Origin of the sequence: Brevundimonas vesicularis (genome assembly GCF_027886425.1) — a bacterium.
Taxonomy (GTDB): domain Bacteria; phylum Pseudomonadota; class Alphaproteobacteria; order Caulobacterales; family Caulobacteraceae; genus Brevundimonas; species Brevundimonas vesicularis_C.
Window position 1 is genome coordinate 245,362 of sequence record NZ_CP115671.1, and the last position, 25,986, is coordinate 271,347.

A 25,986-nucleotide genomic window follows, 5' to 3' on the forward strand; every position below is an offset into this window, starting at 1 on the left:
GCTCAGCGGCCGGGACGGATTGACAGCTGGAAGGCCAGCAGGCCCTCGCTGACGTCGGTGTCCAGGCCGTTCATGCCGCGCAGACCCTTGCCGGCGTCGATCTCGCGATAGACGACGCCGAACGAGGTCTGCATGTCGCCCTTGCGATAGGCCACGCCGATCGAGGCGTCGCCGAGGAAGCTGCCCTTGTCCTGGGTATAGCCGGAGCGAGCGTAGTCGCCGTCGCGGGTGCGGGCGAAGTTGTAGCCGACGGCTCTGCCGGATCCGGCGGCATACAGATACCAGCGCGGCCGCTCTCCGAAACGCTCGCGGCCGTTGGGGGCCAGACGATCCAGCCCCTCGCCGATCTTCAGCGTGACGCCGGCCTCGGCCGAACGGCCTTCGCTGCCGACGCCCAGGCCTGCGTGGGGCGTCAGGCTGACCTCCAGGCCGGAGGCGGTATGGCCGCGCGCGCCGCGGAAACCGCGCACATAGCGCAGATCATAGGCGTCGGGGTCCAGTTCGGCCCGATCGACGGGTGTCACCGGCAAGGGAGAGCCGTCAGCGCGGCGCAGACGGCCGGCCGTCTCCAGCGTCACCCGGTCGGTGAAGTCGGTGCGATCGATCCAGACGTCGTTGCGCGTGCTGGCGGACAGGCCGGATCGGTCGTCGGAACGGAAGGCGGTCGGGATTTCGATCTGGGCGCCGAACCGGGCGTCAGGTGCGACGCGGAAACTGGTCTGTTCAGTCAGGCGCGCCTCGACATCGGGCGAGGCGTCGAAGGCGTTGGGGGCCCAGGTCTGTGCGCAGGCGGCGCTCGCGCCGGCCATCGCCAACACGCCCCCAAAGCCGACAATACAGGCCTTTAATCGCATTCGGTCTCCCCACCGATCCGCTGGACACACACTGCAACCCTCAGGCGCAAGAGTCCAACGGCTTTTGGTCATGGTTTCGTCGCTTTTGAACGAGGACGACCAGCAGCGGTTCCCAAACGAAAAAGGGCCCCGCTGTCGCGGAGCCCTTCGGGTCGATTGGTGCAGATGGCCTTACTGGCAAGCCAGGCACTCGTCGTAGTCGGTCTTAGGCAGGGAGAAGAGATCCGGCTGATTGGGATCGATCACCTCTTCGGCCTTGTCCTCGGCGCCTGCGAAGGCGGCGCGCTGCACCGACTTAGAGCGTAGATAGTACAGCGACTTCACGCCGCGCTCCCAGGCGGACCAGTGCAGCATGTGCAGGTCCCATTTGTTTACGTCGCCGGGGATGAACAGGTTCAGCGACTGGGCCTGGCAGATTTGCGGCGCGCGGTCGGCGGCCAGTTCGATCACCCAGCGCTGGTCCAGTTCGAAGGCGGTCTTGAACACGCCCTTCTCGTCCTCGTTCAGGGCGTCGAGGTGCTGGACCGAACCTTCGTTCTCCAGGATGGAGCTCCACACCGCCTCGGTGTTGATGCCCTTGTCGTCGAGCAGCCGCTCCAGATAGGGGTTCTTGACCGCAAACGAGCCCGACAGGGTCTTGTGGGTGTAGATGTTGGCCGGGATCGGTTCGATGCCGGCGGACGTGCCGCCGCAGATGATCGAGATCGAGGCGGTCGGGGCGATGGCCAGCTTGTGGCTGAACCGCTCCATCACGCCGCGCTCTTCGGCGTCCAGGCACGGACCCTTCTCTTCGGCCAGCAGGCGGCTTGCCTTATCGGCCTCGCGACGCAGATGCTTGAACAGGCGCATGTTCCACGACTTGGCCATGGCGCTTTCGAAGGCGACGCCCTGCCCCTGCAGGAAGGAGTGGAAGCCCATCAGGCCCAGACCCACCGAACGCTCGCGCTTGGCCGAATAGACGGCGGCGGCCATGGCGGGCGGGGCGCGGCGGATGAAGTCCTCCAGCACGTTGTCCAGGAACCGCATCAGGTCCTCGACGAAGCGCGGCTCCTCGCGCCATTCCAGGAAGGTCTCGGCGTTGACGGACGACAGGCAGCAGACGGCGGTCCGGTCCACGCCCAGATGGTCGCGGCCGGTGTGCAGCATGATCTCGGCGCACAGGTTCGACTGTTTGACCTTCAGGCCCAGGTCGCGCTGGTGCGGCGCCATCTGGCGGTTCACCGTGTCCGAGAAGATCAGATAGGGCTCGCCGGTCTGCATGCGGATGTCGAGCAGCTTGGTCCACAGCGAACGGGCGTCGACGGTCTTCATGACTGCGCCGTCCTTGGGCGACTTCAGATCGAAGGTTCCGCCGACCTTGACCGCCTCCATGAACTCGTCGGTGACGTTGATGCCGTGGTGCAGGTTCAGGGACTTGCGATTGAAGTCGCCCGACGGTTTGCGGATCTCCAGGAACTCTTCGATTTCCGGGTGGTGGATGTCCAGATAGACGGCGGCCGAACCGCGGCGCAGCGAACCCTGGCTGATCGCCAGCGTCAGGCTGTCCATCACGCGGATGAAGGGGATGATGCCCGAGGTCTTGCCCGCGCCCTTCACCTTTTCGCCGATGGAGCGGACGCCGCCCCAATAGGTGCCGATGCCGCCGCCGTTGGAGGCCAGAGCCACGTTCTCGTTCCAGACGTTCTGGATGCCGTCCAGGCTGTCGCCCACCGCGTTCAGGAAGCAAGAGATGGGCAGGCCGCGATCCGCGCCGCCATTCGACAGGACCGGGGTCGCCGGCATGAACCACAGGCGGCTCATATAGTCATACAGGCGCTGGGCGTGTTCGGCGTCGTCCGAGAAGGCGGTCGAGACCCGCGCGAACATGTCCTGATAGCTTTCGCCCGGCAGCAGATAGCGATCTTCCAGCGTCTTCTTGCCGAAATCCGTCAGCAGTTCGTCGCGCGAGCGGTCGACCTGGACCGATTTGACCACGGTCAGGTGGGGGCGCTCCGGCGTCGGCGTCGCCGCAACGCCTTGGAATTCCGTCGTCTTCAATGCCTCGCCGCCAGCCATTACGATCCCCATCGATTGTCTCGCATACCAGATATTGTGTCTGCTGTGCTTAATGAGAACTAAATCACCGGTTTGCCCCCGTTCCAAATTGGATTTTTTTGGCTCCGCGTGGTGACAAATCTGACTCTGTGGACATCGCGGTGATTCGCGTCGGTGGACTCGCTGGAATCAAAGGCTTTCCGGCTGCTCCGCAGTTACTCACAGGCCCAATTTTTTCTTTGGAGGAACATGGCGAGAGCTTGGCCGTTGGCTCGCCCATGACGCTTTCCGATGTCCGCGCCTTTTTGATACGCGCCCTGACGGTCGCCCGCACGGAAATCGCCGCGCTTCTGGCTCTGCTGGTCGTCGCCGGCGGCGTTCTGACCTTCGCCGGCCTCGCCGATGAGATGACCGAGGGCGAGGGCCAGGCCTTCGATCTTCATGTCCTGGCGCTGATGCGGCCCTATGCTGACGATCCCGGCCGACCGTGGGGGCCGTGGTGGCTGAAGGAGGCGGCGGCGGACATCACCTCGCTGGGCGGCATCTCTGTGCTGGGGCTGTTCGCCCTGATCGTGATCGTCTTCCTGCTGAGCCAGCGGAAATGGCTGTCGTCCCTGCTGCTGGTCATAGGCCTGGCCGGCGGCGTCGCGCTGTCGGAAGGCCTGAAGGCGGTGTTCGAACGCGCCCGGCCCCCTGCCGCCGCTCAGGCGGTGGAGACGATCAACGCCAGCTTCCCCTCCGGCCACGCCCTCTTGTCCACCGTCTTCTATCTCAGCGTCGCCGTCATGCTGACCCGCGCCTTCCCGCGCGAGCGTTTCAAGGTCTTCGTCCTGGGCGTCGGCATTCTGCTGGCCCTGCTGGTCGGGCTGACACGCATCTATCTGGGAGCCCACTGGGCCACCGACGTCTTCGCCGGCTGGGCGGTCGGCGCGGCCTGGGCCATGGCCCTGTGGCTGGTCGCCTATGGGGTGGCGCGCTGGCAGAAGCGCCACCGTGCGGCGCTGCAGGACGAAGCCTCCCCGATCGAAACCGCGCCCGACCCGACCAAAGTCTAGGCCCGCGACCCGCCTCGCGGCAGGCTAGTCTGAAGACATGTCGGAGACGCACGCCATGGATCACGCCGCCCTCTACGCCGAACGCCTGAAGACCCCCGACCAGGCCGCAGCCCTGATCGTCTCGGGCGCCAAGGTCGCCATGGGCCTTGGCGTGTCCCAGCCGCCCGCCCTGCTCAAAGCCTTGGCCGAACAGGCCGCGCGCGGCGAGGTGGAGGATGTGAACCTCTATTATCTGCTCTCGACCGCCATCGCCGGGGAGACGGTGCTGCGCTATGAACTGATGGACCGGATCCGCCCGTGGAGCCTGTTCCACAGCGCCATCGAACGCCGGCTGGAACAGCGCGCACACGAGGAGGGTCGCCCCAACCCCGTGCAGTTCATCCCCACGGGCTTTCAGCAGTCGCCCCGCCTTCTGTGCGACGAGGTCAAGGTGGACACCCTTATTTGCACCGTCTCGCCGATGGATGCGGACGGCTTCTTCTCGTTCGGCACCAACACCGACTATTCCAAACCGGTGTCGCAGACGGCGAAGACTGTGATCGTCGAGGTCAATCCGCACATGCCGCGTGTGTTCGGCGACTGCACCGTCCATGTGTCCCAGGTCGCCGGCATCGTCGAACATGCCGCGCCCCTGCTGGTCGTGCCGCGCGCCGAACCCCAACCGGCGGACCTGGCCATCGGCCGCATCATCGCCAACCTGGTCGAGGACGGGGCGACGCTTCAGATGGGGATCGGCGCCCTGCCCAACGCCGTCTGCGACGCCCTGATGGACCACCGCGATCTGGGCGTTCATACCGAGATGCTGACGCCCGGCCTGGTCGAGCTGATGCAGGCCGGCGTGGCCAACCATGCCCGCAAGACCCTGCAGCCCGGCGTAGGCGTCTTCGCCTTCTCGATGGGCGACCTCAACACTTATGAGTTTCTGGACGGCAATCGCGGCATGGAGGCCCATCCGGTCTCGTATGTGAACGACCCGGCCGTGATCGCGCGCAATGCGAAGATGATCTCGGTCAACGCCACGCTTCAAGTCGATCTGACCGGCGCCTGCTGCTCAGAGTTTCTGAACGGGCGCCAGTTCACGGCCGCCGGGGGCCAGCTGGACTTCGTGCGCGGCGCCTATGGATCCGAGGGCGGCAAGTCGATCATCGCCTGTCATTCCACGGCGGCCAAGGGGACGGCCTCTCGCATCGTGGCGCGGCTGGACGGGCCGGTCACCACGCCGCGCAACGACACCCATATCGTCGCCACCGAACACGGCTGGACCAATCTCAAGGGCAAGTCGTCCAGCGAGCGCGCCCGCGCCCTGATCGCCCTGGCCGCGCCCGAGTTTCGCGACGGCCTGACGGCGGCGGCGCGCGAACAGGGCCTGATCTGACGCCGCACTTGATCTCGGGCCGTCCGTCGGGACTTCTGGCGTCATGAAGACCGTCCGCCTGCTGGCCCTGCTGTCCCTGCTCCTCGCCACGCCTGTCAGCGCGAGAGGCGCGCAAGGCGCCTATGCCACCGATAGCGACTGCGGCGGCCGCCCGATGACCACCGTGCGCATGGCGCCCGGCTACTGCCTGGGGCTGGTCTGGCAGGGCGCGGGGGCTGAGGGACCGCGAATGCCGCGCGGCCTGCTGGCGCTATCGAACGGCGACTGGTTGGTGACGGATCTCGGCAACTGGTATCCGGGCAATGGCGCGATCTGGCGGCTGTCGTTCGGCCCCGACAGTGCGCCGCGCTGGAGACGGCTGGCCCAGGGACTGAACATGCCGCACACGGCGGCGCGCGGGCCGGACGGGCGCATCTATGTGTCCGAGATGAACCGCATCCTGACGCTGGACCCCGACGCGGCCGATCCGGCGGCGACGGTGCGCACCGTCATCGGCGACCTGCCCGACAATCGGCTACACGCCAATCGCCACCCGCTGTCCAGCTTCGTCTTCGACGCGAACGGCGACCTGCTGGTCAATGTCGGCGCCCCTAGCGACCGCTGCGTGGATGCGCGGGGCCAGGCGCGCGCCAATGCGGCGGGCGCCTGCATCGACAGCGCGGCGACGGCCCAGGTGCGGCGCCACGCTTATACGGGAAAAGGCCGCTGGGCCGAGGACAGCACCGTCTTCGCTTCGGGCCTGCGGAACTCCATCGCCCTCGTGCGGCACCCGTCGGGCACAATCCTGCAAGGCGAGAACTCGGTCGATCTGACCACGCCCGACCATCCCTATGACGAGATCAATGTCCTGCGTCAGGGCGGCCATTACGGCTGGCCCTACTGCGTCGATCTGGCGACGCCCCTGCCGGGCTGGAGCGCGGGCCAGGCGCGATGCGGCCAGCGCGACCGCCCGGTCGCCCTGCTGCCGCCCCACGCCGCGCCGCTGGACCTGATCTATTACGACGGGGCGATGTTCCCCGAACTGCGTGGCCGGCTGCTGATGAGCTGGCACGGCTATCGTCGCGCGGGCGGCCGGATCGTGGCGGCCGAGACGGACGGCGAGGGTCGCCCCCTGACCGACATCGGCGGTCGCTACGCCATCTATCCGCGCGGCGCCCTTTCCTATCCCGCCGGCGCGCCCAGCCTACGCGGCAAGGTGCTGACGCCGGGCTGGGACACGGTCGCTGGCCGTCAGCCGCGCGGCGCGCCGGTCGTGCTGGCCGTCGCCGCAGACGGCTCGATCTGGGTCACGGACGACCGAAACCGGGCGATCCTCAGGATCGCCCGGTCGGACAAGACGCCCTAGCTCTTGCGCGCGTCGCGCTTGGCCAGGACGCGTAGGCGCAGTGCGTTCAGCTTGATGAAGCCGGCCGCGTCCTTGTGGTCATAGGCCTGGACGCCTTCTTCGAAGGTCACCAGGTCCTGATCGTACAGGCTGTTGGGGCTTTCGCGGCCGATGACCGAGACATTGCCCTTGTACAGCTTGACCTTCACCGTGCCGGAGACGTTTTCCTGGCTCTTGTCGATGGCGGCCTGAAGCATCTCGCGCTCGGGCGAGAACCAGAAGCCGTTGTAGATCAGCTCGGCGTATTTCGGCATCAGCTGGTCCTTCAGGTGCATGGAGCCGCCGTCCAGGGTGATGCTTTCGATGCCGCGGTGCGCCGCGATCAGGATGGTCCCGCCGGGGGTCTCATAGACGCCGCGCGACTTCATGCCGACGAAACGGTTCTCGACCAGGTCCAGACGGCCGATGCCGTTGTCGTGGCCATACTGGTTCAGGGCGGTCAGGATCGTGGCGGGCGACATGGCCTCGCCGTTGATCGAGACGGCGTCGCCCTTCTCGAAGCCGATCTCGATGACGGTCGCCACGTCCGGCGCGTCTTCCGGGCTGATCGTGCGCTGGTGGACGAACTCGGGCGCCTCGACCGCCGGGTCTTCCAGCACCTTGCCCTCGGACGAGGAGTGCAGAAGGTTGGCGTCGACGCTGAAGGGCGCCTCGCCGCGCTTGTCCTTGGCGATGGGGATCTGGTTCTTCTCGGCGAAGTCCAGCAGGGCCTCGCGACTGCGGAACTCCCACTCGCGCCACGGCGCGATGACGCGGATGTCGGGCTCCAGCGCATAGTAGCCCAGCTCGAACCGGACCTGATCGTTGCCCTTGCCGGTCGCGCCGTGACAGACGGCGTCGGCGCCGACCTGACGCGCGATCTCGATCTGGCGCTTGGAGATCAGGGGGCGGGCGATGGAGGTGCCCAGCAGATAGTCGCCCTCATACTGGGCGTTGGCGCGGAACATGGGGAAGACGAAGTCGCGCACGAACTCTTCGCGCAGGTCGTCGATGAAGATGTTCTCGGGCTTGATGCCCAGCTTCAGCGCCTTCTCGCGCGCCGGGCCCAACTCTTCGCCCTGGCCCAGATCGGCAGTGAAGGTCACCACCTCGGCGTTATATTCGGTCTGGAGCCACTTCAGGATGATCGAGGTGTCCAGCCCGCCCGAATAGGCGAGGACGACTTTCTTGACGGGCTTGTCGGCGGGGGCGGACATGGCGGCTCTTTCAGCAAGGGGCGGTCAGTCGGGGAGTTGACGCGCGCATAAGACCGGGGGTCCGGCGATGCAACCTTTTCCGGGTCGCGCGGGGAGAACATGAACCTTTCGTCATGTTCCACTTGGTCGCGTTGCCAGGCGGCAGACCGGCGTTATGGTCCCCTCCAACTGCAATCCCGAGGATATCGCATGCGCCGCACTGGCTCTCTCGTCGCCGCCGCCGCCCTTCTGGCGGTTTCAACGCCTGTCTGGGCCTCCGTGGCCTCTGCACCCGCCGCCCAGGCCGCCGGTCAGGCTGCAGCACCCGCCGTCCAGGCCGCGCCGGTGTCGCAGCTGATCAACGAAGTCGACATCCCCTACACCAAGTTCACCCTCGACAACGGCCTGACCGTCCTGGTCCACGAGGATCACAAGGCCCCCGTCGTCGCCGTCTCGGTCTGGTACAATGTCGGCTCCAAGGACGAGCCCGCCGGCAAGACCGGCTTCGCCCACCTGTTCGAACACCTGATGTTCGGCGGCTCGGAAAATGCGCCCGGCAGCTATTTCACGCCGATGCGCAACATGGGCGCGACCGACATGAACGGGACCACCTATTTCGACCGCACCAACTACTTCGAGACGGTCCCGACCCCGGCGCTGGAACAGGCCCTGTTCATGGAAAGCGACCGCATGGGCTACATGCTGGGCGCCATCAGCCAGGAGACGCTCGATCTGCAACGCGGCGTCGTCCAGAACGAAAAGCGTCAGGGCGACAACCAGCCCTATGGCCTGAACCAGTACAAGCAGCTGGAGGCCCTGTTCCCCGAAGGCCACCCCTATCGCCACTCGACCATCGGTTCGATGGCCGACCTGGACGCCGCTTCGATGCAGACGGTGCGCGACTGGTTCACCTCCAACTATGGCCCCAACAACGCCGTTCTGGTGCTGGCCGGCGACATCACCCCCGCCAAGGCGCGTGAACTGACCGACAAATACTTCGGCCCGATCGCCAAGGGTCCGGTGAACAATCCCGCCCAGGCCCCGGTCCCGACCCTGTCCGCCCCGCTCAGCGAAACCACCCACGACCGCGTCTCGAACGCCCAGGTCGAAGTCAGCTGGGCCGTGCCGGGCATGCTGGACGCGGATTCGGTGCCGCTCAGCGTCGCCGCCTCGGTCTTGGGCGGCCTGGCCTCCTCGCGCCTGGACAATGAGCTGGTGCGCGGCGAACAGACCGCCGTCTCGGCCAGCGCCGGCAACAGCGCCTTCCACCGCGTCGGCATCTTCGAGATGAGCGCCACGATCAAGCCGGGCGAAGACCCCGCCGCCGTCGAGGCGCGCATGCGCGAAATCCTGAACGGCCTGATCGCGAACGGCCCGACCCAGGACGAGATCAACCGCGTCGTCACCCAATACGCCTCGCGCCGCATCCAGGGCCTGGAACAGGTCGGCGGCTTCGGCGGCAAGGCCACGGCGCTGGCCGAAGGCCAGCTTTATGCCGGCGATCCTGAGTTCTACAAGAAGCAGCTGGCCGCCTACGCCGCCGTCACGCCGGCCCAGGTCAAGGCGGCAATGCAGAAGTGGCTGACCCGTCCGGCCTATACGCTGACCACCCTGCCCGGCCAGCGCGAAGCCTATCAGGAGGCGGCCGCTGCGCCGTCCGGCGCCAACCGCACCCCGGCGCCGGAAATCGAACGCAAGCCGCGCATGCCCAAGCCCGAGATCGGTCAGGTCGCCAACGTCGACTTCCCGGCCGTCGAGCGCACCCGCCTGTCGAACGGCATGGAGGTGATCTACGCCCAGCGCGACGCCACCCCGACGACGAAGATCGCGCTCGACTTCGACGCCGGTCTGGCCGCCGACGACCGCTCCAAACTGGGTCTGCAGACCCTGATGCTGGACCTGATGGACGAGGGCACCCGCACCCTGAACGCCACGCAGCTGGCAGAGGCGCAGGAAGCCCTGGGCGCCAGCATCACCACCGGCGCGACGATGGACAGTTCGGTGGTCCAGCTGTCGGCGGTGACGCCGAACCTGAAGCCCTCGGTGGACCTGATGGCCGAGGTGGTGCGCAATCCTGCCTTCGCCCCGGCCGAGCTGGAGCGCCTGCGCGCCACCCGCCTGTCGCGCATCGCCGCCGAGCGCACCCAGCCGGCCGCCCTGGCCAGCCGCGCGCTGCCGGAACTGATGTATGGGCCCAACAGCCCCTACGGCCGTCCGTTCAGCGGCAACGGCGACGAGACCAGCGTCAAGGCGATCACCGACGCCGACATCCGCGCCGACTACGCCAAGTGGATCCGCCCGGACAACGCCAAGCTGTTCGTCGTCTCCGACCGCCCCCTGGCCGAGCTGACGCCGATCCTGGACAGCGCCTTCGGTCAATGGGTCCCGCCCGCATCGGCCAAGGCCGTCAAGGACTTCTCGGCCCCCATCCCGGCCGCGACGCCCAAGATCGTGCTGATCGACCGTCCGCAATCGCCCCAGTCCTACATCATGGGCGGCGAGGTCCTGGGCCTGTCGGGCACTGACGACCTGTTGGTGCTGAACGCGGCGAATAATGTGCTCGGCAACGACTTCCTGTCGCGCATCAACTCGGATCTGCGTGAGACCAAGAGCTGGTCCTACGGCGTCAACGCCTCGGTCAATCCGTTCGCCGGACGCGTGCCCTATCTGGTCACCGCCCCGGTCCAGGCCGACAAGACCGGCCCGGCCATCGAAGCCCTGAACCAGCAGTTCAACGACTTCCTGTCGGGCGGCAAGGGCGTGACGCCCGAGGAGCTGCAACGCACGATCAACGGCAACACCCGCCGTCTGGCCGGCAGCTACGAGACCTCGGCCGCCGTCCTGGGCGCCATGCGCTCCAACGCCCTGCTGGGCCGTCCGGACGACTATCCGGAAACCATCGCGGCGCGCACCAACGCCCTGACCGCAGCCCAGCTGGACGCCGCCGCCAAGGCCGCCATCGACCCGTCCAAGTTCGTCTGGGTCGTGGTCGGCGACGCCTCGGTGGTCAAGCCGCAACTGGACGCCCTGGGCATCCCCGTGGAGGTCCGCGCGGCGGCCCCCGCCGCCCAATAGGGCGACGACAGACCAAAACGACGAAGGCCCGGAGAGCGATCTCCGGGCCTTTTCTTTTTGCCGTCATGCTCGGGTGTCACCCAACGATGAGGGCCGCTAGTCCAGCGTCGCGCCCGTCGTGCGCATGATCTCGGCGCGCAGTTCCGGCAGACCGAGACCCTTTTCCGACGAGGTCAGGGCCACCACCGGGAAGGCGGCTGGGCGTTTGGAGATGGCCTTCAGGGTCGCGGCCTGCACGGCCTCGCCCTCGCCCTTCTTCAGCTTGTCGGCCTTGGTCAGGACGATCTGATAGCTGACGGCCGCCAGGTCCAGCGCATCCAGCGCCTCCGTATCCACCGACTTCAGCCCATGACGGCTGTCGATCAGCAGATAGACCCGCTTCAGCGTCACCCGGCCGCGCAGATAGTCCCGCCCCAGATCCTGGAACTTCTTGACCGTAGTCTTGGACGCCTTGGCCCAGCCATAGCCGGGCAGATCGACCAGACGCATCCGGCCATCCAGGTCGAAGAAGTTGACCTCGCGCGTGCGGCCCGGCTCGTTCGAGGCGCGGGCCAGCTTGTGCATGCCCACCAGCCCGTTGATCAGGCTGGACTTGCCCACGTTCGAGCGGCCGGCGAAGGCGATCTCGGGCAGATCGGGGTCGGGCAACTGCTCGATCTTGGCCGCGCCCATGACGAAGGTCGCAGGCCGCGCGAACAGAATGCGCGCCGCCTCGATGTCCTCGGGCGTGAACTCGGTCTCGTCGATCACGCCGGTGACTTCTTGAACCGGGCGAAGAAGGTATCGATCGGGTTCTCGGCCTTGTAGCGATGCATGATCACATACTGCTGCAGGATGGTCAGGATGTTGGACCAGGCCCAGTAGATCAGCAGGCCCGCTGCGAACGGCGCCATGATGAAGGTAAACAGCAGCGGCATGAACTGGAAGATCTGGCGCTGGACGGGATCGGCCGCCGGCGGGTTCATCGCCGTTTGCAGCCACATCGTCAGGCCATAGGCGATCGCCAGCAGACCCAGGTGCAGCGGGCCGGCCAACAGGCCGCCGATCAGCGGCGCCATCGCCGGATCCCACGGGATCAGGCCGAACAGGTTCCAGATCGACGACGGGTCGCGCGCCGACAGGTCATGGATGAAGCCCAGGAACGGCTGGTGACGCATTTCGATGGTTACGGTCAGCACCTTGTACAGGGCGTAGAAGACCGGGATCTGCAGCACCAGCGGAAGGCATCCGGCGACCGGATTGATCTTCTCGCGCTGATACAGGGCCATCGTCTCCTGCTGCTGCTTCTGCGGGTCGTCTTTGAACTTCTTCTTGATCTCCTCCATCTTGGGCTGGAGGTTCCGCATCTTGGACATCGAGGCGTAGGCGTTGTTGGCCAGCGGGAACATCACCAGCTTCACGATGACGGTCAGGGCCAGAATGGCGACGCCGAAGCTGCCGACCAGGCCATAGACGTTCTCCAGGATCCAAAAGATCGGACGCGTCAGGAACCAGAACATCCCCCAGTCGATCGCATAGACGAAGCGGGGCAGGTTCAGGCTCTGCTCATAGGATTTCAGCACCTCGGCGCGCTTGACCCCGGCGAACAGGCGTTGGGTCTCGGTCGCGGTCGCGCCGGGCTGGATGGTGCGGGTCGTGCCCAGGACATTGGCTTCCAGCTGCTGGGCGCCGTTCAGGTCGCGGACGCGGAATTCGGTTTCGACCGCCTCGTTCTGCTGCGGCAGCAGGGCCGCCAGCCAGTATTTGTCGGTGATGCCCAGCCAGCCGCCGGTCGAGGCGTTCTCGATCCGCGGCTCCTTCAGCCAGTCCTTGTATTTCTTCTGTTCGGTCCGGTAGTCGCCCGGCTTGCCGAAGGTGCCGATCGCGCCCTCGTGGACGATGTGCGACGAGCCGGCTGAGGGCGGCACGCCCTGGCGCTGGACGCTGCCGTAGGGGGCGATGGTAATCGCCTGCGTGCCCAGGTTCTGGACCGTGTCCTGCACCGAGAAGACGTATTTGTCGTCGACCGAGATCACGCGCGTGAAGCGCAGGCCCTGGCCGTTGTCCCACGTCAGGGTGACCGGCGTCGTCGGCGTCAGGGTCGAACCATTGGTCAGGCGCCAGACGGTATTGGGTCCGGGCACGCCGCCGGCGACATTGGGGCCGGTCCAGCCGAACTGGGCGAAATAGGCGTTCTGCATGCCCTGCGGGCGGAACAGCTCCACCGGCTGGGGTTTGTCCTGAACCTCGCGGTAGTCGGTCAGGAACAGGTCGTCGATCCGGCCGCCCTGAAGCGACAGCGAACCCTTCAGCGTGCCGGACTGGATCGGCACACGCGCGGCGGTGCTCAGCGCCTGGCTGCGGTCGGTGACGAAGGTCGGGCCTTGCGGGCTCAGCGCCGTGCGCGCGGCGTTGTCAGCGGTCTGCGACTGCTCGGCCTGGGCCTGCTGTTGCACGGCGCGGCGCTCGGCCTGCGGACGCAGCACGGCGAAATAGTAGATCCCCATGATCAGGACCGAGCACACGATGAAGATGATCGTGTTGCGCGTGTTTTCGTTTTTCATGGATTCTGGCGGTCCTGGCCGGAGGGGGCGCGGGCGTGCGAAGGCCTGTTGGCCTTAGGTGTCGCCAGCCTTGTAAGCGTCGATTTCACGTCGTCAAGCAGACGGTCCCACGCACGCTCGGTCGTGCCCATGCGGGCGATGAAGACATAGTCGCTTCCGGGCACGCCATGCTGGGCCAGCATGGCCCGTGCGGCCTCGCGCAGACGGCGTTTGGCGCGGTTGCGCTGGACCGCCCCGCCGATCTTCTTGGTGGCGGTGAAGCCCAGTCCGATGTGCGGCGAACCGTCGCCGCGCTCCAGCCGCTGGATCACCACGGCGCCGCGCGCCTCGGAAACGCCTTTGGCGGCCGCCAGGAACTGGGGCCGCCGCAACAGACGCTTGATCTGTAAAGGGTCGCTCATGCGTCCAAAAGATCCGGACGCGTAAGCCGCTTACGCCGTCAGGCGCTTGCGGCCCTTGGCGCGACGGCGCGCAACAATCTTCTGGCCGTTCTTGGTGGCCATCCGGCTGCGGAAGCCGTGACGGCGCTTGCGCACGAGTCGCGACGGCTGATAGGTCCGCTTCACGGTCGGCTCCTGACGTTAAAAGGTTGGGCGACGGGGCAAGAGGCGTCCGCCGCAGGAAGGGCGGGCGTATAAGTCGCATGTCCGCGTGAGTCAACGCTCGGACGGCATTTCGGGACGATGAAACGGATGGCGAAACGAACGGCGAAGGAATGGGCCCTGCGGCTGGCGCCGTTGGCGGCCATCGCCGGCCTGGTGATCGCCTTCTTCGCCCTGGGCTGGAACCGCTATCTGTCGATGGATCTGATCCGTGAGCACGGGCTGAACCTGCAAGCCTATGCGCAACAGAACTGGTGGATCGCGCTGGTCGCCTTCATGGCCGTCTATGCCCTGGCGACCGCCTCGACCATTCCCGGACCCGTTTTCCTGACCCTGCTGGGCGGAATGATGTTCGGCCCCTATGTCGGGGCCCTGGCCCAGTCGACGGGGGCCACCATCGGTTCGGTCGTCATCTATTATGTCTATCGCACCTCGATCGGTTCCTGGCTGCGCGCCAAGTTCGAGGCCGACGCCGGCTTCATGGATCGGCTGGCCAAGGGCATCGACCGCAACGCCTTCACCACCCTGTTCACCCTGCGCGTGATCCCCAGCGTGCCCTTCGTCCTGGTCAACGCGACGGCGGGGATGATGGCGGTGCCGCTGAGACCCTACATCATCGCCACCTTCATCGGACTGCTGCCGTCCACCTTCATCTACACCTGGATCGGATCGCAGCTGGGCGGCCTGCTGCGCGCCGGCGTTCGGCCGGACCTACCGATGCTGCTGCAACAGTTCTTCTGGCCGTTGATGGGCGTCGTCTTCCTGTCCCTGCTGCTGCCCATCGGCATCAAGCTGTTCCAGATGATCCGCGCGCGCCGGATCGGGGCGACGGCGGCATGAGCGCCCTGTTCGACCGGATCGCGGCGCGGCTGAACCTGACGCCGGACCAGGCCAATCTCTGGCGCGAGCGCCTGACGCCCCGCGCGCCCGACGGCCTGTCGGCGCGGCTGCTGCTGCTGACCGTCGCCTTCACCCTGGCGGTCGAGGCCCTGATCCTGGGACCGAATCTCGCGGCCTTCCATGAACGCTGGCTGCGCGACCGGCTCCAGGCCGCCGAACTGGCCTCGGTCGGGGTCGAAGCCCTGCCCTATAGCGCGGTCGAGGACGACACGGCCGCCGAGCTGATGCGGATCGGCGGGGTTCAGGCGGTCGCCCTGACGGAGCAAGGCGTGCGCCGCCTGCTGCTTCAGGCCCCCAACCTGCCCCGCGCGCCCGAACTGATCGACCTGAGACGTCAGGACAGCTGGTCGCGCCTGACCGACCCGTGGCGCACCCTGTTCGGCCATCCGGACCGCTCGCTGCGGGTTCAGGCCAAGCCGCGCTATCGTTCCGGCGACTTCATCGAGATCGTCACCCCCGCCCAGCCGTTGAAGCAGGAACTGCGCGCCTTCCTGCTGAACAGCCTTTTGGTGTCCCTGCTGGTGTCGGTGACGGCGGGCGCGCTGCTGTATGGCGGTCTGGCCCTGCTGGTGCTGCGGCCGCTTCGTCGCGTCACCCGCTCGATGGAGCGGTTCGCCGCCGATCCCGAGAGCGAGGCCGAGGCGCCGTCCGATCGCCACGACGAGATCGGCCGCGTCGAGCGCGAACTCAGCCGGATGCAGGAGGAGGTGCGCCATTCCCTGCGCTCTCGCGCCCGTCTGGTCGCGCTGGGCGAGGCGGTGGCCAAGATCAACCACGACCTGCGCAACATGCTGACCTCGGCCCAGATGGCGTCCGAGCGGCTGGCGACCTCCGCCGACCCCCAGGTGGCCAAGGCCCTGCCCCGGCTGGAGCGCGCGCTCAGCCGCGCCGCCGGCCTGTCGCGCAATGTTCTCGAGTACGGAAAGAGCGAGGAGCCCGCCCCCCAGAAGACCCGCGTCGTCCTGACCAAGGCTCTGACCCTGGCGGCCGAGGACGCCGGACTGGACCCCGACGGCGTGCGCCTGGTCAAACAGCTGCCGCCCCGGTTCGCCGTCGAGGCCGACCCGGATCAGCTGTATCGCATCCTGGTCAATCTGATGCGAAACGCCCGTCAGGCCATCGAGGCCGATCCCACGCGTCCGCCCGAGCGGCGCGGCAAGGGCGCCATCACCGTCAGCGCCTTCGGTCAGGACGGCTTCTGCGTCGTGCGCATCGCCGACGACGGCCCCGGCATTCCGCCGCGTCTGGCCGAACGCCTGTTCGAACCCTTTGTCAGCTCAAAAAGCTCGGACGGCTCGGGCCTGGGCCTGACCATCTCGCGCGAACTGGCCGCCCTTCACGGCGGCGACCTGCGGCTGGTCGAGACCGACGGAACAGGCGCCGTGTTCGAGCTGCGCCTGCCGGGCTGAACCGCCCTATTCCAGACCGTCGTCCGACACGACGAAGGGCCGGTTTTCCGCCTTGGCTTGAGCCGCGAGTTCCTCCTGAACCAGATGCCAGCGCCGCAGCCGCTCATAGTCGATGGCGTGCTCGGGCGAGGCGTCCACCCAATGGCGGAAGTCCTCGATCTGGAGCCGGGCATCCGCGGCGGTCGTGTCGGGCAGGGCCGGCACGTTCGGCAACTGGCGCGCGACATCCGCAGGAATGGGGAAGTCGCCGGACGAGGTGCTGAGGATCATCGGTCTTCTCTGATAGGCTGCGGTCGGGAGAGATCGACCATGACGCGAAGCCGAGCCTTTCGCCACCTTTTCATCGCTGCGGCGTTGTGAGCAGCATCACAATAGCCAAGCTGCGGGTAACGCCACGGCCTCGGGAGAGACAGTCATGATCGTTCGCACCGCCGCCGCCCTGCTGGTCGCCGCCCTGACTGCGCCTGTCGCCGCCCAGACGACGACGGCGCCGGCGACCGCCGACCCCTATCGCGATCAGCGCGCCCTGCCCGATCCGGCCGATCCCGCCAGCCGCGACGCCCTGCTGAAGGCGCGGGGCGAGGCCTATCACCGGGCCAGCGACGCCCAGCAGACCGAAGAGGAACTGCGCACCACCCGCGCTCTGAACGACGAGATCGCCGCCCAGAACGCCCTGGCCGACAAGACCGACGCCGCTAACCGGCTGGACTACGACGCCGCCCTGGCCCGTCACCAGATCGAGGTCAGTCAGGCCGAGGAACAGGCGCGCGCCGCCGCCGAGACCGCGCGGCTGGCGCAGGAGAAATACGACCGCGACTACGCCGCCTGGCAGGAACAGGTGCGACTGTGCCGCACGGGCTTCCGTCAGGCCTGCACGGCGCGCCCCGCCTGGGTCGCGTCGGCGCAATAAGCAGTCCAGCTTCGCGACGGCGAGCGAACGCCGCCCGCGAGACTAGGCAAAAGGCTCAGCCCGCGACCAGGCTCATGTCGCGGCGCGCCATCATGCGGTCGAACTCGGTCCAGACGCCGTCGGCGCCGTGCCAGTTTCCTTGCGTCGCCGCCTTGGAATATTCGGTGGCGCGGGCCTCGAAGAAATTGGCGTGTTCGACGCCGCTGAGCAGCGACTGCAGCCAGGGCAGCGGGTTTTCCGTCACCCCATAGACTTCCGGCAGCTTCAGCTGACGCAGGCGCCAGTCGGCGATGAAGCGGATGTATTGTTTGATGTCGTCCGGCGTCATGCCCTGGACCGAGCCCATCTCGAAGGCCAGGTCGATGAACTTGTCCTCCATATTCACCACCGTCTTGCAGCAGTCGACGATGTCGTCCGCGACCGACTTGGTGACGGCGCCCGTCTCTTTGTTGAAGGCGTGGTACAGCTTGATGATGCCTTCGCAGTGCAGGCTCTCGTCGCGCACCGACCAGGACACGATCTGGCCCATGCCCTTCATCTTGTTCTGGCGCGGGAAGTTCATCAGCATGGCGAAGGACGCGAACAGCTGAACGCCTTCCGAGAAGCCGCCGAACATGGCCAGGGTCCGGCAGATGTCGGCGTCTGAATCGACCCCGAACTGGCCCATGTAGTCGTGCTTGTCCCGCATGGCCTCGTATTCCATGAAGGCGCCAAACTCGCTCTCGGGCATGCCGATCGTCTCGAGCAGCAGGGCGTAGGCCGCGATATGGATCGTCTCCATATTGCCGAAGGCGGCCAGCATCATCTTCACCTCGGTCGGTTTGAAGACCCGACCGTAGCGTTCCATGTAGTTGTCCTGAACCTCGATGTCCGCCTGGGTGAAGAAGCGGAAGATCTGGGTCAGCAGATTGCGTTCGTTGTCATTCAGGGTCGAGGCCCAGTCCTTGACGTCCTCGCCCAGCGGCACCTCTTCGGGCATCCAGTGGACCTGCTGCTGCTTTTTCCACATGTCGAACGCCCACGGATAGCGGAACGGCTTGTAGGCGGCCGACGGGGTCAGAAGACCGGCGCGCTCGGGGAGGATGATCGGAGTGATGGCGTTCATCGAACTGGACCTGAGGGCGATTCTAAAGACGCATTCACCATGCGATTTGAAGGCGTCGGCGCCAAGTCAAAATAGGTCTATGTTGCGATCACAATTTATCTCGACCGCTAGATGTTGTGTCCGTGCCGCACATTCCTGGGGACGGGCCTGGGGATGAAGCCGCGCCCGACGGCTCAGGCGGCATGAGCGTCCAGTCGCGACGCAGCGGCGCTCAGCGTCTCGTCGATGGCGGCATAAAGCTTGGCCTGGGTCACCGGTTTGGCCAGATGACCGTCCATGCCGGCGGACAGGCACCGTGCGGCGTCTTCGGGCATGGCCTCGGCGGTAACCGCCAGGATCGGCGTCCGGCTGGCGGGATCGGCCAGGGCGCGGATCGCGCGAGTGGCGGCTAAGCCATCCATCACCGGCATGCGCACATCCATCAGGATCAGGTCGAAAGCTTCGGCCGAGGCGGCGTTCACCGCCTCGCGCCCGTCGCAGGCCTCGGCGGTGTCGCAGTCCGCGGCCTGCAGCATAATGCGCAGCAGATCCCGATTGGCCGGGTGGTCGTCGACGATCAGAACCTTCATGCGACGGCTGTCCAGCGGCGCGGCGCTCTCCGTCTCTACCGGAACCACGATCGGCGCCTCGATCTCCAGGGTGAAGGTCGAGCCCTGCCACTGCACGCTTTCGACGGCGATCGTTCCGTTCAGCCTCTCGGCGTGGCTCTTGGCCAGGGCCAGACCGACGCCCGCCCCCTCATGCGCGCGGCTGGTGGAGGCGTCCGCCTGTTCGAACAGGCGGAACACGCCGGCCAGGGTCTCGGCATCCATGCCGCAGCCGGTGTCCGACACGGCGATCCGCAGCCGGTCATCGGTCCGATCGACCATGACGCCCACGCCCCCGTGCGAGGTGAATTTCGAGGCGTTCAGAGTCAGATGATGCAGAATCTGGCGAAGCCGCCGCATGTCGGTCAGCACCCAGCCCTCGGCCTCCGGCGCAATGTGCAGGTCGAACGTCAGGCCGCGGACCTCGGCCCACTCGCGCGCCGGCGCCACGGCGTCCTGGATCAAGGCGCGCAGATCGGCGGGCTTCAGCACGACCTCGTCGCCTCCGCGCGAAATCTCCAGCAAGTCCTCGACCAGACGCAGCATGGATTCGCCGCACTGGCGCACCGCATTGACCTGCCGATGGCCCTCGGCGTCCAGACTGGTGGAGCGCGACAACAGGTCGGCATAGCCGGTGACCCCGGTCAGGGGCGTGCGCATTTCGTGGCTCATCAAGGCCAGGAAGCGCGACTTCGCCTCATCGGCGCGCCTGGCCCGGGCCAGGGCGTCCAGCGCCGCCGCCGTGCGCGCCCTCAGACGCGCCGTCAGACGCCGACGCTCGGTCGACAGGGTGGTGATGGGCAGGACCGACCCGACGACGCAAAGCAGGAACAGATGAAACACGTTCATCTGGCGCATCACCTCAGGCAGGGCGGCGAGAACCGGATCGGGCGGCAGGCGGGTCAACACAACCGGCCCATGCCCGGCCAGCGTGGCGGCGCCGCCGATGGCCGCGACCAGCACCACCCCGCAGGCGGTGGTCGGCGGACCGAGCCGGAAGGCCAGAAGGATCAGCGGCGGAAACACCGCGAACATCACCGGCGCGGACGACTGGGTGAAGACCCAGAGAGTGACGCCGCAGACGAGAACCAGCAGGGCGGCCGCCTCCGTCATCGTGGCCTGGGCGTCGTCCCTGAAACGGTGATTGCGCGCCAGCAGCAACAGGGACGGCGTGACGATCATCATCGCCAGCAGCTCCATGTCGAACAGGTGGTGCATCCGGAACGCCAGCGTGCCCGGCACCTTCCAGCTCATCAGCACCGCGACCGCGCCCGCCAGCAGGGTGCTGATCAAAACCGCCGGTACGGCGGCGAAGACGGCGAAACGGAACAGACGCCAAGGCCGGCGCATATCCAGCGCGGCCCCGCAAAAACGGCGCGCCAGCACGGCGGCGATGCAAACCTGGGTCAGGTTCAGGGCGACATTGGTGAACATCATCACGCCGGGGTCGCCGCGCACGATGTTGCTGGCGAGGTTGATCGCGGCGCAGGCGAGCATGACGCCGATGGCCTGGCGACGATGAAGCTGAAGGACGGCGGCCAGAAGCACCGCATTGGCCGGCCACAGAACCGTGGCGCCGAAGGCATGCATGCTCCACTGGGCGACCGACAGGCACAGGGCGAACAAGGCCACATAGGCGTAGGGCGACGGTCCAGCCGCGCGGCCGGCCTCGTGACGGAAAAACCGCCAGCGCCCGCCTTCTGCGTTCACCCACTTCAGTCCCATGACGTAACGGTGACACGCAGGGGTTAAGGATCCCGTAGCGGCCCACCTAGGTAGGATTGCGGAACCCCCGTTCAGCGTCGCCGTTTACTCGCCCTTGCCAGCAAAGGGCCCCACCCAATGTCAGACGTGATCGCCGAACCGACCTTCGAGCCGCCGGCGGACGCCCTGGCCTTCTATGAAGAGAGCCTGCGCCTGCTCAAGGAGAGCGGCATCCCCTTCCTGCTGTCGGGCACCTATGCGGTCACGGCCTACACCGGCATCCGCCGTCCGACCAAGGATCTGGATGTCTTCTGCAAGCCCGGCGACTATCCCCGCATCCTGGCCTTCTTCCAGAAGCACGGCTACCGCACCGACGTCGAGGACGAGCGCTGGATCGCCAAGGTCTGGAAGGACGAGAAACACTTCTTCGACGTCATCTTCGCCATGTCCAACGGCACCATCGCGGTGTCCGACAGCTGGTTCAGCGAGGACCGGATCACCGTCTATGGCCATCAGGTCCAGATCACCCCGCCCACGGCCCTGATCCTGTCAAAGGTCTTCATCCAGGACCGCTATCGCTATGACGGGGCCGACGTGAACCACGTCATCCTGAAACAGTCGGACGCCATCGACTGGAAGAGCCTGCTGGACCAGATGGACCTCTATTGGGAGGTGCTGGCGGCCCATCTGCTGAACTTCCGCTTCGCCTACCCGACCGAGCGCGACCGCATCCCTCGCTGGCTGATGGAAGAGCTGGTCGAGCGGCTGACGGCCCAGATCGACCTGCCGGCGCCGCGCGTGAAGGTCTGTCGCGGTCGCCTTTTCAGTCCGCGCGACTATGTCGCCGACGTCGCCGAATGGGGCTTTGGCGACGTGGTCGGCAAGGGGCTGGAGGAACGCCACGACCCTGTCAACCTGGGCCACTGAAAGGTAAGCTGTCATGACTGATGCTGCGCCGGACCCGCAGACGACCCAGCCCGGCCTGGAGCCCGGCCCCGCCAGGAAGATGCGCGTCGCCGCTGTCGGCGACCTGCATGTGGGCGAGGCCACCGAGCACAGCTATCGCGACCTGTTCGAACGGGTGTCGGACGATGCGGACGTGCTGTGCCTGTGCGGCGACCTGACCAACTACGGCAAGACGCCCGAGGTCGAGCGGCTGCTGGAAGACCTGAAGCTGTGTACAATCCCCATGGTCGGCGTGCTGGGCAATCATGAGCACGAGTGCGGCCAGCCCGAGGTCGTCACCAAGATGCTGACCGACGCCGGGGTCAAGATGCTGACCGGCGAGGCCTATGAGATCGAGGGCGTCGGCTTTGCGGGCGGCAAGGGGTTCGTCGGCGGCTTCGGCCGCTATATGCTTTCCTCGTTCGGCGAGGCCTCGATCAAGCGTTTCGTTCAGGAGGCGGTCGAGGACGCCAATCTCATCGAGAACTCGATCCGCATGCTGCGCACCGAACGCTCGGTCGTGCTGCTGCACTATGCGCCCGTGGTCGAGACGGTGATGGGCGAGCCGCCCGAAATCCACGCCTTCCTGGGTTCGTCGCGTCTGGCCGAGACCATCGACCGCTATGACAATGTTCGCCTGGTCGTTCACGGTCACGCCCATCGCGGCGGACCGGAGGGACGCACCACCAAGGGCACGCCCGTCTATAATGTCGCCCTGCCGGTGCTGAAGACCCTGGGCGACAAGCCTTATCGGGTCTTTGAAATCTGACCGGACTGTAGGAGGGTGCGGCCGGGGCTGGGATGCAGCCTCGTTCGGGGCCGCAAGGCGGCCCGTCGTGGAGTTTCCGATGCGCCTTCTGTCTTCCGCCGCGGCCGTCGCCGTCCTGGCCCTGACCACCCCCGCCTTCGCCGCCGGTCAGGCCGCCGCCCCTGCGCCTGCGCCGCAGGCCGCTCCGGCGCCTGAACCGGCCGAAGAGGCGGACAGTCCCGAGGAAGCCGCCTTCGAGGCCAAGGCGGAAGCCTTCGGCCAGGTGATGGAGACGATGGCCAGTGAGATGCAGGCCGCCGCAGCCCAGGCCGACAAGACCAAGGCCAAGGCGGACCTGGACGCCATCCAAGCCAAATATCAGCCCCAGGTCGACGCCTTTGCCGAAGATGTCCAGACGTTCGCCGTCAGCAGCGGCCAGGCGACGCCCGAACAACTCGCGCCTGCGATCCAGCAGATCAAGGGCATCCCTGCCGATGTCCGAGGCAAGATCGACGCCGCCGCTGTGGCGGCCGCGGCAGCCCCGGCCCAACCACAGTAAGCCGAGCCTTACCGCGATTTCACTTGAGACGGGGCGGCTGAGGGCGGAGTTTGCGCGGGTCATTCAACGGGAGCCGTCCCATGATCCGCCTGCTCAGCCTGACCGCCGCCCTGGCGCTCGCGCCCCTGTCCTCGGCCCTGGCGCAGACCCCCGCGCCAGAGCCGGTTCCGGTTCCCGCCGAAGCCGCCGAAGCCCGCATGGAAGCCGCCGCCGAGGCCTTCGAAGCGCGCATGGAGACCTTTGGCGAACGCGCCGAGGCGATTTCCGAAGACGAGAGCCTGAGCGAGGCCGAACGCGGCCGTCGCATCGCCGCCCTGTGGTCGGACTATGCGCCCGACGTCGCGGCCTTCACCGCCGAGACGACGAAACACGCCACCGAAATGGCCGCCCAGGCGCTGAAGGACATCGACGTCGACGCCATTGTCGCTGAGGCGCTGAATGACCCCGAGGTCAAACAGGCGATGGAAGAGGGGATGCAGAAGGGCGTCGTCACCGCCGAAGGCATCGCCCGCAACAGCGCCTGGACCAATCCGACGCCCGAGCAGATGGAAACCTACAGCCTGGTCGCCCAATACGCCCTGGACCAGGCCGCCGACGCCGTCGTCGAGGAGGGCGTCGAAGCGCCCGAGGCCCCGGAAGCGCCCGAGCCGCCGGCGCCGCCTGCCCGTCCGGCCGCCTAACATCCTTGTCTCCTCCCAATGCAATGGGGAGGGGGACCGCGCAGCTGTGGAGGGGTTCTTCTAATCGCCCGGATGCGTATTGGCGCTGAAGAGCCGGTCCGTCACGGCGCAAGATGCGCCGCGCCACTTCCCCGCGACGCGGGGAGGAGACAGAGCGCCTTGACCGCGCCCGACTAAGCAGCGACATCGCGCCGCATGCCCGCCCTGCCCGTCGATCCGCACCTCTATTCGACCTTCCTCGGCGTCATGGCGGTGATGGCGATCACGCCCGGCCCAGCCAATCTGTTCGCCGTCGCGACCGGCGTTGAAAAGGGCCGCGCCTCGGCCCTGATCGGCGTGCTGGGCATGAACGCCGCGACGCTGGTGTGGTTCGGTGCCGCGGCCCTGGGTCTGGGCGCCCTGGTCAAGGCCTTTCCCGCCGCCTTCAAGGTCATCGCCGTCCTGGGCGCGCTCTATGTGGCCTGGCTGGGGATCAAGGCGCTGCGCGGCGCCTTCGCCACCGCCGCCGATCCCGACAAGGTCGTCGTCAAGAAGGGCCGCAGCGCCCTGATCGACGGGTTCGCCGTCCAGATCGCAAACCCCAAGGCTATCCTGTTCTTCACCGCCGTCCTGCCGCCCTTCATCGACGTGAACCGCCCGGTCGCGCCGCAGATGGCGATGTTCGCCATGGCGGCCATCGGCATGGATATGGTGTCGATGAGCACCTATGCCCTGTCCGGCGCCGCCTTGTCGCGACGCATGCAGCAACCGCGCTTTCGAAAGGGCTTCGGCGTCTTCGTCGGCCTGCTGCTGATGGTCGCCGCCGTGCTGATCGTAATGAGGCTCTAGACGCCGCGACGCTTCGTCATACAGTGGTCGGGAACGCCTTCGTTCATGCTCCGTTCAGCCGTCAGAGCGCCCGAATGGGCGATCAAGGAGTTTGATGTCATGAAAACCCTCCCCCTGAAGACCCTGGCGGTGACCGTCGCCGCCGGTCTGGCTCTGGCGGCCTGCGCCACCGCCACCCCTTATCAACCCGCAGGCTTCAACGGCCAGCGTGGCGGCTATGCCGAGCAGCGCCTGGAGAACAATCGTTTCCGGGTCAGCTTCTCGGGCAATTCGCTGACCTCGCGCGAACAGGTCGAGCAGTCGCTGCTGCTGCGTTCGGCCGAACTGACCGTCGAGAGTGGTTACGACTGGTTCTCCACCGTCAATCGCGCCACCGACCGCGACACCCGCTTCGTGGGTACGCCCGATCCGTTCTATTCGGGCTATAACCGCTTCTACAGCCCCTATTGGGGTCCGTCATGGCGCTACTACCGCAGCGGCTTCTGGAGCCCGTGGGACCGTTACGGCCCGTGGGGCGTCAACGACTTCGACGTCCGTCAGGTCGATCGATTCGAGGCCAATGCCGAGATCGTCCTGGGTCGCGGCCCCAAACCCGCCAACGACCCCAACGCCTTCGACGCCCGCGAGGTGATCCAGAACCTGGGTCCGCAGGTCACCCGCCCGGCGGCCTGATGATAAAAGCCCCTCTCCACGGCGTGGAGAGGGGCTTTTTCTTTCATCCCACCCGCGGCGACTTCAGCCGGCGCTTGTTAGAGTGGGTCGCCGGCGCCGTGCCCAGATCTTCCGGCACCTCGCCCTTGAAATAGTAGCGCTGCCACGCCTCCTTGGCCGCATCCGGATCGCCGCCGGCCAGACGCTGGTTGAAGTCGGTGCGGGCGCGGTTCCAGGCCTCGAACTGACCCTTCATCACCGGGTTGGATTCCAGCGTGCGGATGATCGGCTGGAACTGCTCGACCTTCTTGTGCTCGATCAGGTTGATGAAGCAGAAGGGTTCGCCCTTCTCAAACGTGATCCGCCCCGGCCGGGTGAATATCCAGTTCATCGTGAAGGGGAAGGGCAGCCAGTCCGTCTCGATCAGGCCGACAAGCGGCTGGATGCCGTCCTTCACATGGTTGGGCGACCCCGAACACATCATCCCCCAGCCAGGCGGCGTGCGGAACAGATATTGCGGATGCATGGTCAGCACCCCGCGCGAGAAGTGCGAGGTGACGAAATGGGCCAGATCGTGCTGGGGCCGATCCGGCGTGATGACGATGTCTTCCTGGCGCGGACCGCCGTTCCACTCGGCCGAGAAGCCGAACGGGCACAGGATTTCCCATCCCGTCGTGTTGGCCATGTTCAGCGGCAGACAGCGATAGGGGTGGCGACTGATGAAGGCGTCCATCCAGTTGCGCGACTGGCGGCCGGGCACCAGGTCCGGCGGCCGGGCCGTCATCGGATAGCATTCCAGTTCCAGCGGGCGCGTGTTGACGGTATCGACCATGACCATGTCCTAACGCCCGAAACCCGACGGC

The 25,986-nt window shown here is 66.7% G+C and carries 24 protein-coding genes; 13 read left to right on the plus strand and 11 right to left on the minus strand.

Translation table 11 applies throughout. From position 1 onward, the window contains the following. Window positions 1–2 precede the first annotated feature (2 nt). Window positions 3–809, minus strand: a complete 807-nt coding sequence (locus tag PFY01_RS01160) for a lipid A-modifier LpxR family protein (protein ID WP_197458399.1) — start codon at window positions 807–809, stop codon at window positions 3–5. A 216-nt stretch (window positions 810–1,025) separates the two neighbouring features. After that, entirely contained in the window at window positions 1,026–2,909 is a 1,884-nt protein-coding gene (locus PFY01_RS01165) for a ribonucleoside-diphosphate reductase subunit alpha (protein WP_420197059.1), read from the minus strand. A gap of 257 nt (window positions 2,910–3,166) precedes the next feature. Between PFY01_RS01165 and PFY01_RS01170 the strand changes: the two genes are divergently transcribed. The 3 genes from PFY01_RS01170 to PFY01_RS01180 are packed head-to-tail and all read left to right on the plus strand — an operon-like array spanning window position 3,167 to window position 6,663. Next, on the plus strand, window positions 3,167–3,943 hold the full coding sequence (locus PFY01_RS01170) for a phosphatase PAP2 family protein (RefSeq protein ID WP_271042098.1): 777 nt from the start codon (window positions 3,167–3,169) through the stop codon (window positions 3,941–3,943). A 55-nt stretch (window positions 3,944–3,998) separates the two neighbouring features. Beyond that, window positions 3,999–5,318, plus strand: coding sequence for an acetyl-CoA hydrolase/transferase family protein (locus tag PFY01_RS01175; RefSeq protein WP_271042099.1), 1,320 nt, complete (start codon window positions 3,999–4,001; stop codon window positions 5,316–5,318). Window positions 5,319–5,361: 43 nt separating this feature from the next. Beyond that, window positions 5,362–6,663, plus strand: coding sequence for a PQQ-dependent sugar dehydrogenase (locus tag PFY01_RS01180; RefSeq protein WP_271042100.1), 1,302 nt, complete (start codon window positions 5,362–5,364; stop codon window positions 6,661–6,663). Here PFY01_RS01180 and PFY01_RS01185 read toward each other — a convergent pair. Further along, window positions 6,660–7,898, minus strand: coding sequence for an argininosuccinate synthase (locus PFY01_RS01185; RefSeq protein ID WP_066625161.1), 1,239 nt, complete (start codon window positions 7,896–7,898; stop codon window positions 6,660–6,662). The genes PFY01_RS01180 and PFY01_RS01185 overlap by 4 nt on opposite strands. A 189-nt stretch (window positions 7,899–8,087) precedes the next feature. On the opposite strand from PFY01_RS01185, the gene PFY01_RS01190 reads away from it, so the two are divergent. Further along, window positions 8,088–10,952 carry a M16 family metallopeptidase gene (locus PFY01_RS01190; RefSeq protein ID WP_271042101.1) on the plus strand — a complete coding sequence of 955 codons (2,865 nt, stop codon included), beginning with the start codon at window positions 8,088–8,090 and terminating at the stop codon, window positions 10,950–10,952. A gap of 96 nt (window positions 10,953–11,048) precedes the next feature. On the opposite strand, the gene yihA is transcribed toward PFY01_RS01190, so the two are convergent. The 4 genes from yihA to rpmH are packed head-to-tail and all read right to left on the minus strand — an operon-like array spanning window position 11,049 to window position 14,061. Further along, window positions 11,049–11,702, minus strand: coding sequence for a ribosome biogenesis GTP-binding protein YihA/YsxC (gene yihA / locus PFY01_RS01195; protein ID WP_055754638.1), 654 nt, complete (start codon window positions 11,700–11,702; stop codon window positions 11,049–11,051). Beyond that, window positions 11,699–13,495 (minus strand): membrane protein insertase YidC, encoded by a 1,797-nt coding sequence (gene yidC / locus PFY01_RS01200; protein ID WP_271042102.1) that lies wholly within the window; start codon window positions 13,493–13,495, stop codon window positions 11,699–11,701. Before yidC ends, yihA begins: the two co-directional genes overlap by 4 nt. Then, window positions 13,492–13,896, minus strand: a complete 405-nt coding sequence (gene rnpA / locus PFY01_RS01205; protein ID WP_137720379.1) for a ribonuclease P protein component — start codon at window positions 13,894–13,896, stop codon at window positions 13,492–13,494. Before rnpA ends, yidC begins: the two co-directional genes overlap by 4 nt. A gap of 30 nt (window positions 13,897–13,926) precedes the next feature. Next, complete coding sequence (gene rpmH, locus PFY01_RS01210; RefSeq protein ID WP_003164000.1) at window positions 13,927–14,061, minus strand: 50S ribosomal protein L34; 135 nt, start codon at window positions 14,059–14,061, stop codon at window positions 13,927–13,929. 126 nt (window positions 14,062–14,187) lie between these two features. Between rpmH and PFY01_RS01215 the strand changes: the two genes are divergently transcribed. Together PFY01_RS01215 and PFY01_RS01220 are read left to right on the plus strand one after the other, a co-directional pair. Continuing rightward, window positions 14,188–14,937 carry a TVP38/TMEM64 family protein gene (locus PFY01_RS01215; protein ID WP_271042103.1) on the plus strand — a complete coding sequence of 250 codons (750 nt, stop codon included), beginning with the start codon at window positions 14,188–14,190 and terminating at the stop codon, window positions 14,935–14,937. Beyond that, a complete protein-coding gene (locus tag PFY01_RS01220) occupies window positions 14,934–16,406 on the plus strand; it encodes a sensor histidine kinase (RefSeq protein WP_271042104.1) in 1,473 nt (490 codons plus the stop codon). The genes PFY01_RS01215 and PFY01_RS01220 overlap by 4 nt, the downstream gene beginning before the upstream one ends. 6 nt (window positions 16,407–16,412) lie before the next feature. Here PFY01_RS01220 and PFY01_RS01225 read toward each other — a convergent pair whose 3' ends face one another. Further along, window positions 16,413–16,676 (minus strand): hypothetical protein, encoded by a 264-nt coding sequence (locus PFY01_RS01225; protein ID WP_271042105.1) that lies wholly within the window; start codon window positions 16,674–16,676, stop codon window positions 16,413–16,415. A gap of 145 nt (window positions 16,677–16,821) precedes the next feature. Between PFY01_RS01225 and PFY01_RS01230 the strand changes: the two genes are divergently transcribed. After that, window positions 16,822–17,316 carry a hypothetical protein gene (locus tag PFY01_RS01230; RefSeq protein ID WP_271042106.1) on the plus strand — a complete coding sequence of 165 codons (495 nt, stop codon included), beginning with the start codon at window positions 16,822–16,824 and terminating at the stop codon, window positions 17,314–17,316. A 55-nt stretch (window positions 17,317–17,371) separates the two neighbouring features. On the opposite strand, the gene PFY01_RS01235 is transcribed toward PFY01_RS01230, so the two are convergent. Beyond that, complete coding sequence (locus PFY01_RS01235) at window positions 17,372–18,421, minus strand: ribonucleotide-diphosphate reductase subunit beta (RefSeq protein ID WP_153923976.1); 1,050 nt, start codon at window positions 18,419–18,421, stop codon at window positions 17,372–17,374. 173 nt (window positions 18,422–18,594) lie between these two features. After that, window positions 18,595–20,733, minus strand: a complete 2,139-nt coding sequence (locus PFY01_RS01240) for a response regulator (RefSeq protein WP_271042107.1) — start codon at window positions 20,731–20,733, stop codon at window positions 18,595–18,597. A gap of 117 nt (window positions 20,734–20,850) precedes the next feature. Here PFY01_RS01240 and PFY01_RS01245 point away from each other — a divergent pair, with 117 nt between their 5' ends. From PFY01_RS01245 to PFY01_RS01270, 6 genes are all read left to right on the plus strand, one after another. After that, window positions 20,851–21,639, plus strand: a complete 789-nt coding sequence (locus PFY01_RS01245) for a nucleotidyltransferase family protein (RefSeq protein WP_135194406.1) — start codon at window positions 20,851–20,853, stop codon at window positions 21,637–21,639. Between the two features lie 13 nt (window positions 21,640–21,652). Further along, window positions 21,653–22,426 carry a metallophosphoesterase family protein gene (locus PFY01_RS01250; RefSeq protein WP_271042108.1) on the plus strand — a complete coding sequence of 258 codons (774 nt, stop codon included), beginning with the start codon at window positions 21,653–21,655 and terminating at the stop codon, window positions 22,424–22,426. Between the two features lie 79 nt (window positions 22,427–22,505). Beyond that, window positions 22,506–22,964 carry a translation initiation factor IF-2 gene (locus tag PFY01_RS01255; protein WP_271042109.1) on the plus strand — a complete coding sequence of 153 codons (459 nt, stop codon included), beginning with the start codon at window positions 22,506–22,508 and terminating at the stop codon, window positions 22,962–22,964. Between the two features lie 80 nt (window positions 22,965–23,044). Further along, window positions 23,045–23,644: a hypothetical protein gene (locus PFY01_RS01260; protein ID WP_271042110.1), complete on the plus strand. Its 600-nt coding sequence runs from the start codon at window positions 23,045–23,047 to the stop codon at window positions 23,642–23,644. Between the two features lie 195 nt (window positions 23,645–23,839). Next, window positions 23,840–24,472, plus strand: coding sequence for a LysE family translocator (locus PFY01_RS01265; protein ID WP_271042111.1), 633 nt, complete (start codon window positions 23,840–23,842; stop codon window positions 24,470–24,472). A 99-nt stretch (window positions 24,473–24,571) separates the two neighbouring features. Continuing rightward, window positions 24,572–25,144 (plus strand): CC0125/CC1285 family lipoprotein, encoded by a 573-nt coding sequence (locus PFY01_RS01270; protein ID WP_026108394.1) that lies wholly within the window; start codon window positions 24,572–24,574, stop codon window positions 25,142–25,144. 43 nt (window positions 25,145–25,187) lie between these two features. Here PFY01_RS01270 and PFY01_RS01275 read toward each other — a convergent pair whose 3' ends face one another. Next, window positions 25,188–25,955 carry a DUF6065 family protein gene (locus PFY01_RS01275; RefSeq protein WP_156146787.1) on the minus strand — a complete coding sequence of 256 codons (768 nt, stop codon included), beginning with the start codon at window positions 25,953–25,955 and terminating at the stop codon, window positions 25,188–25,190. Window positions 25,956–25,986 lie beyond the last annotated feature (31 nt).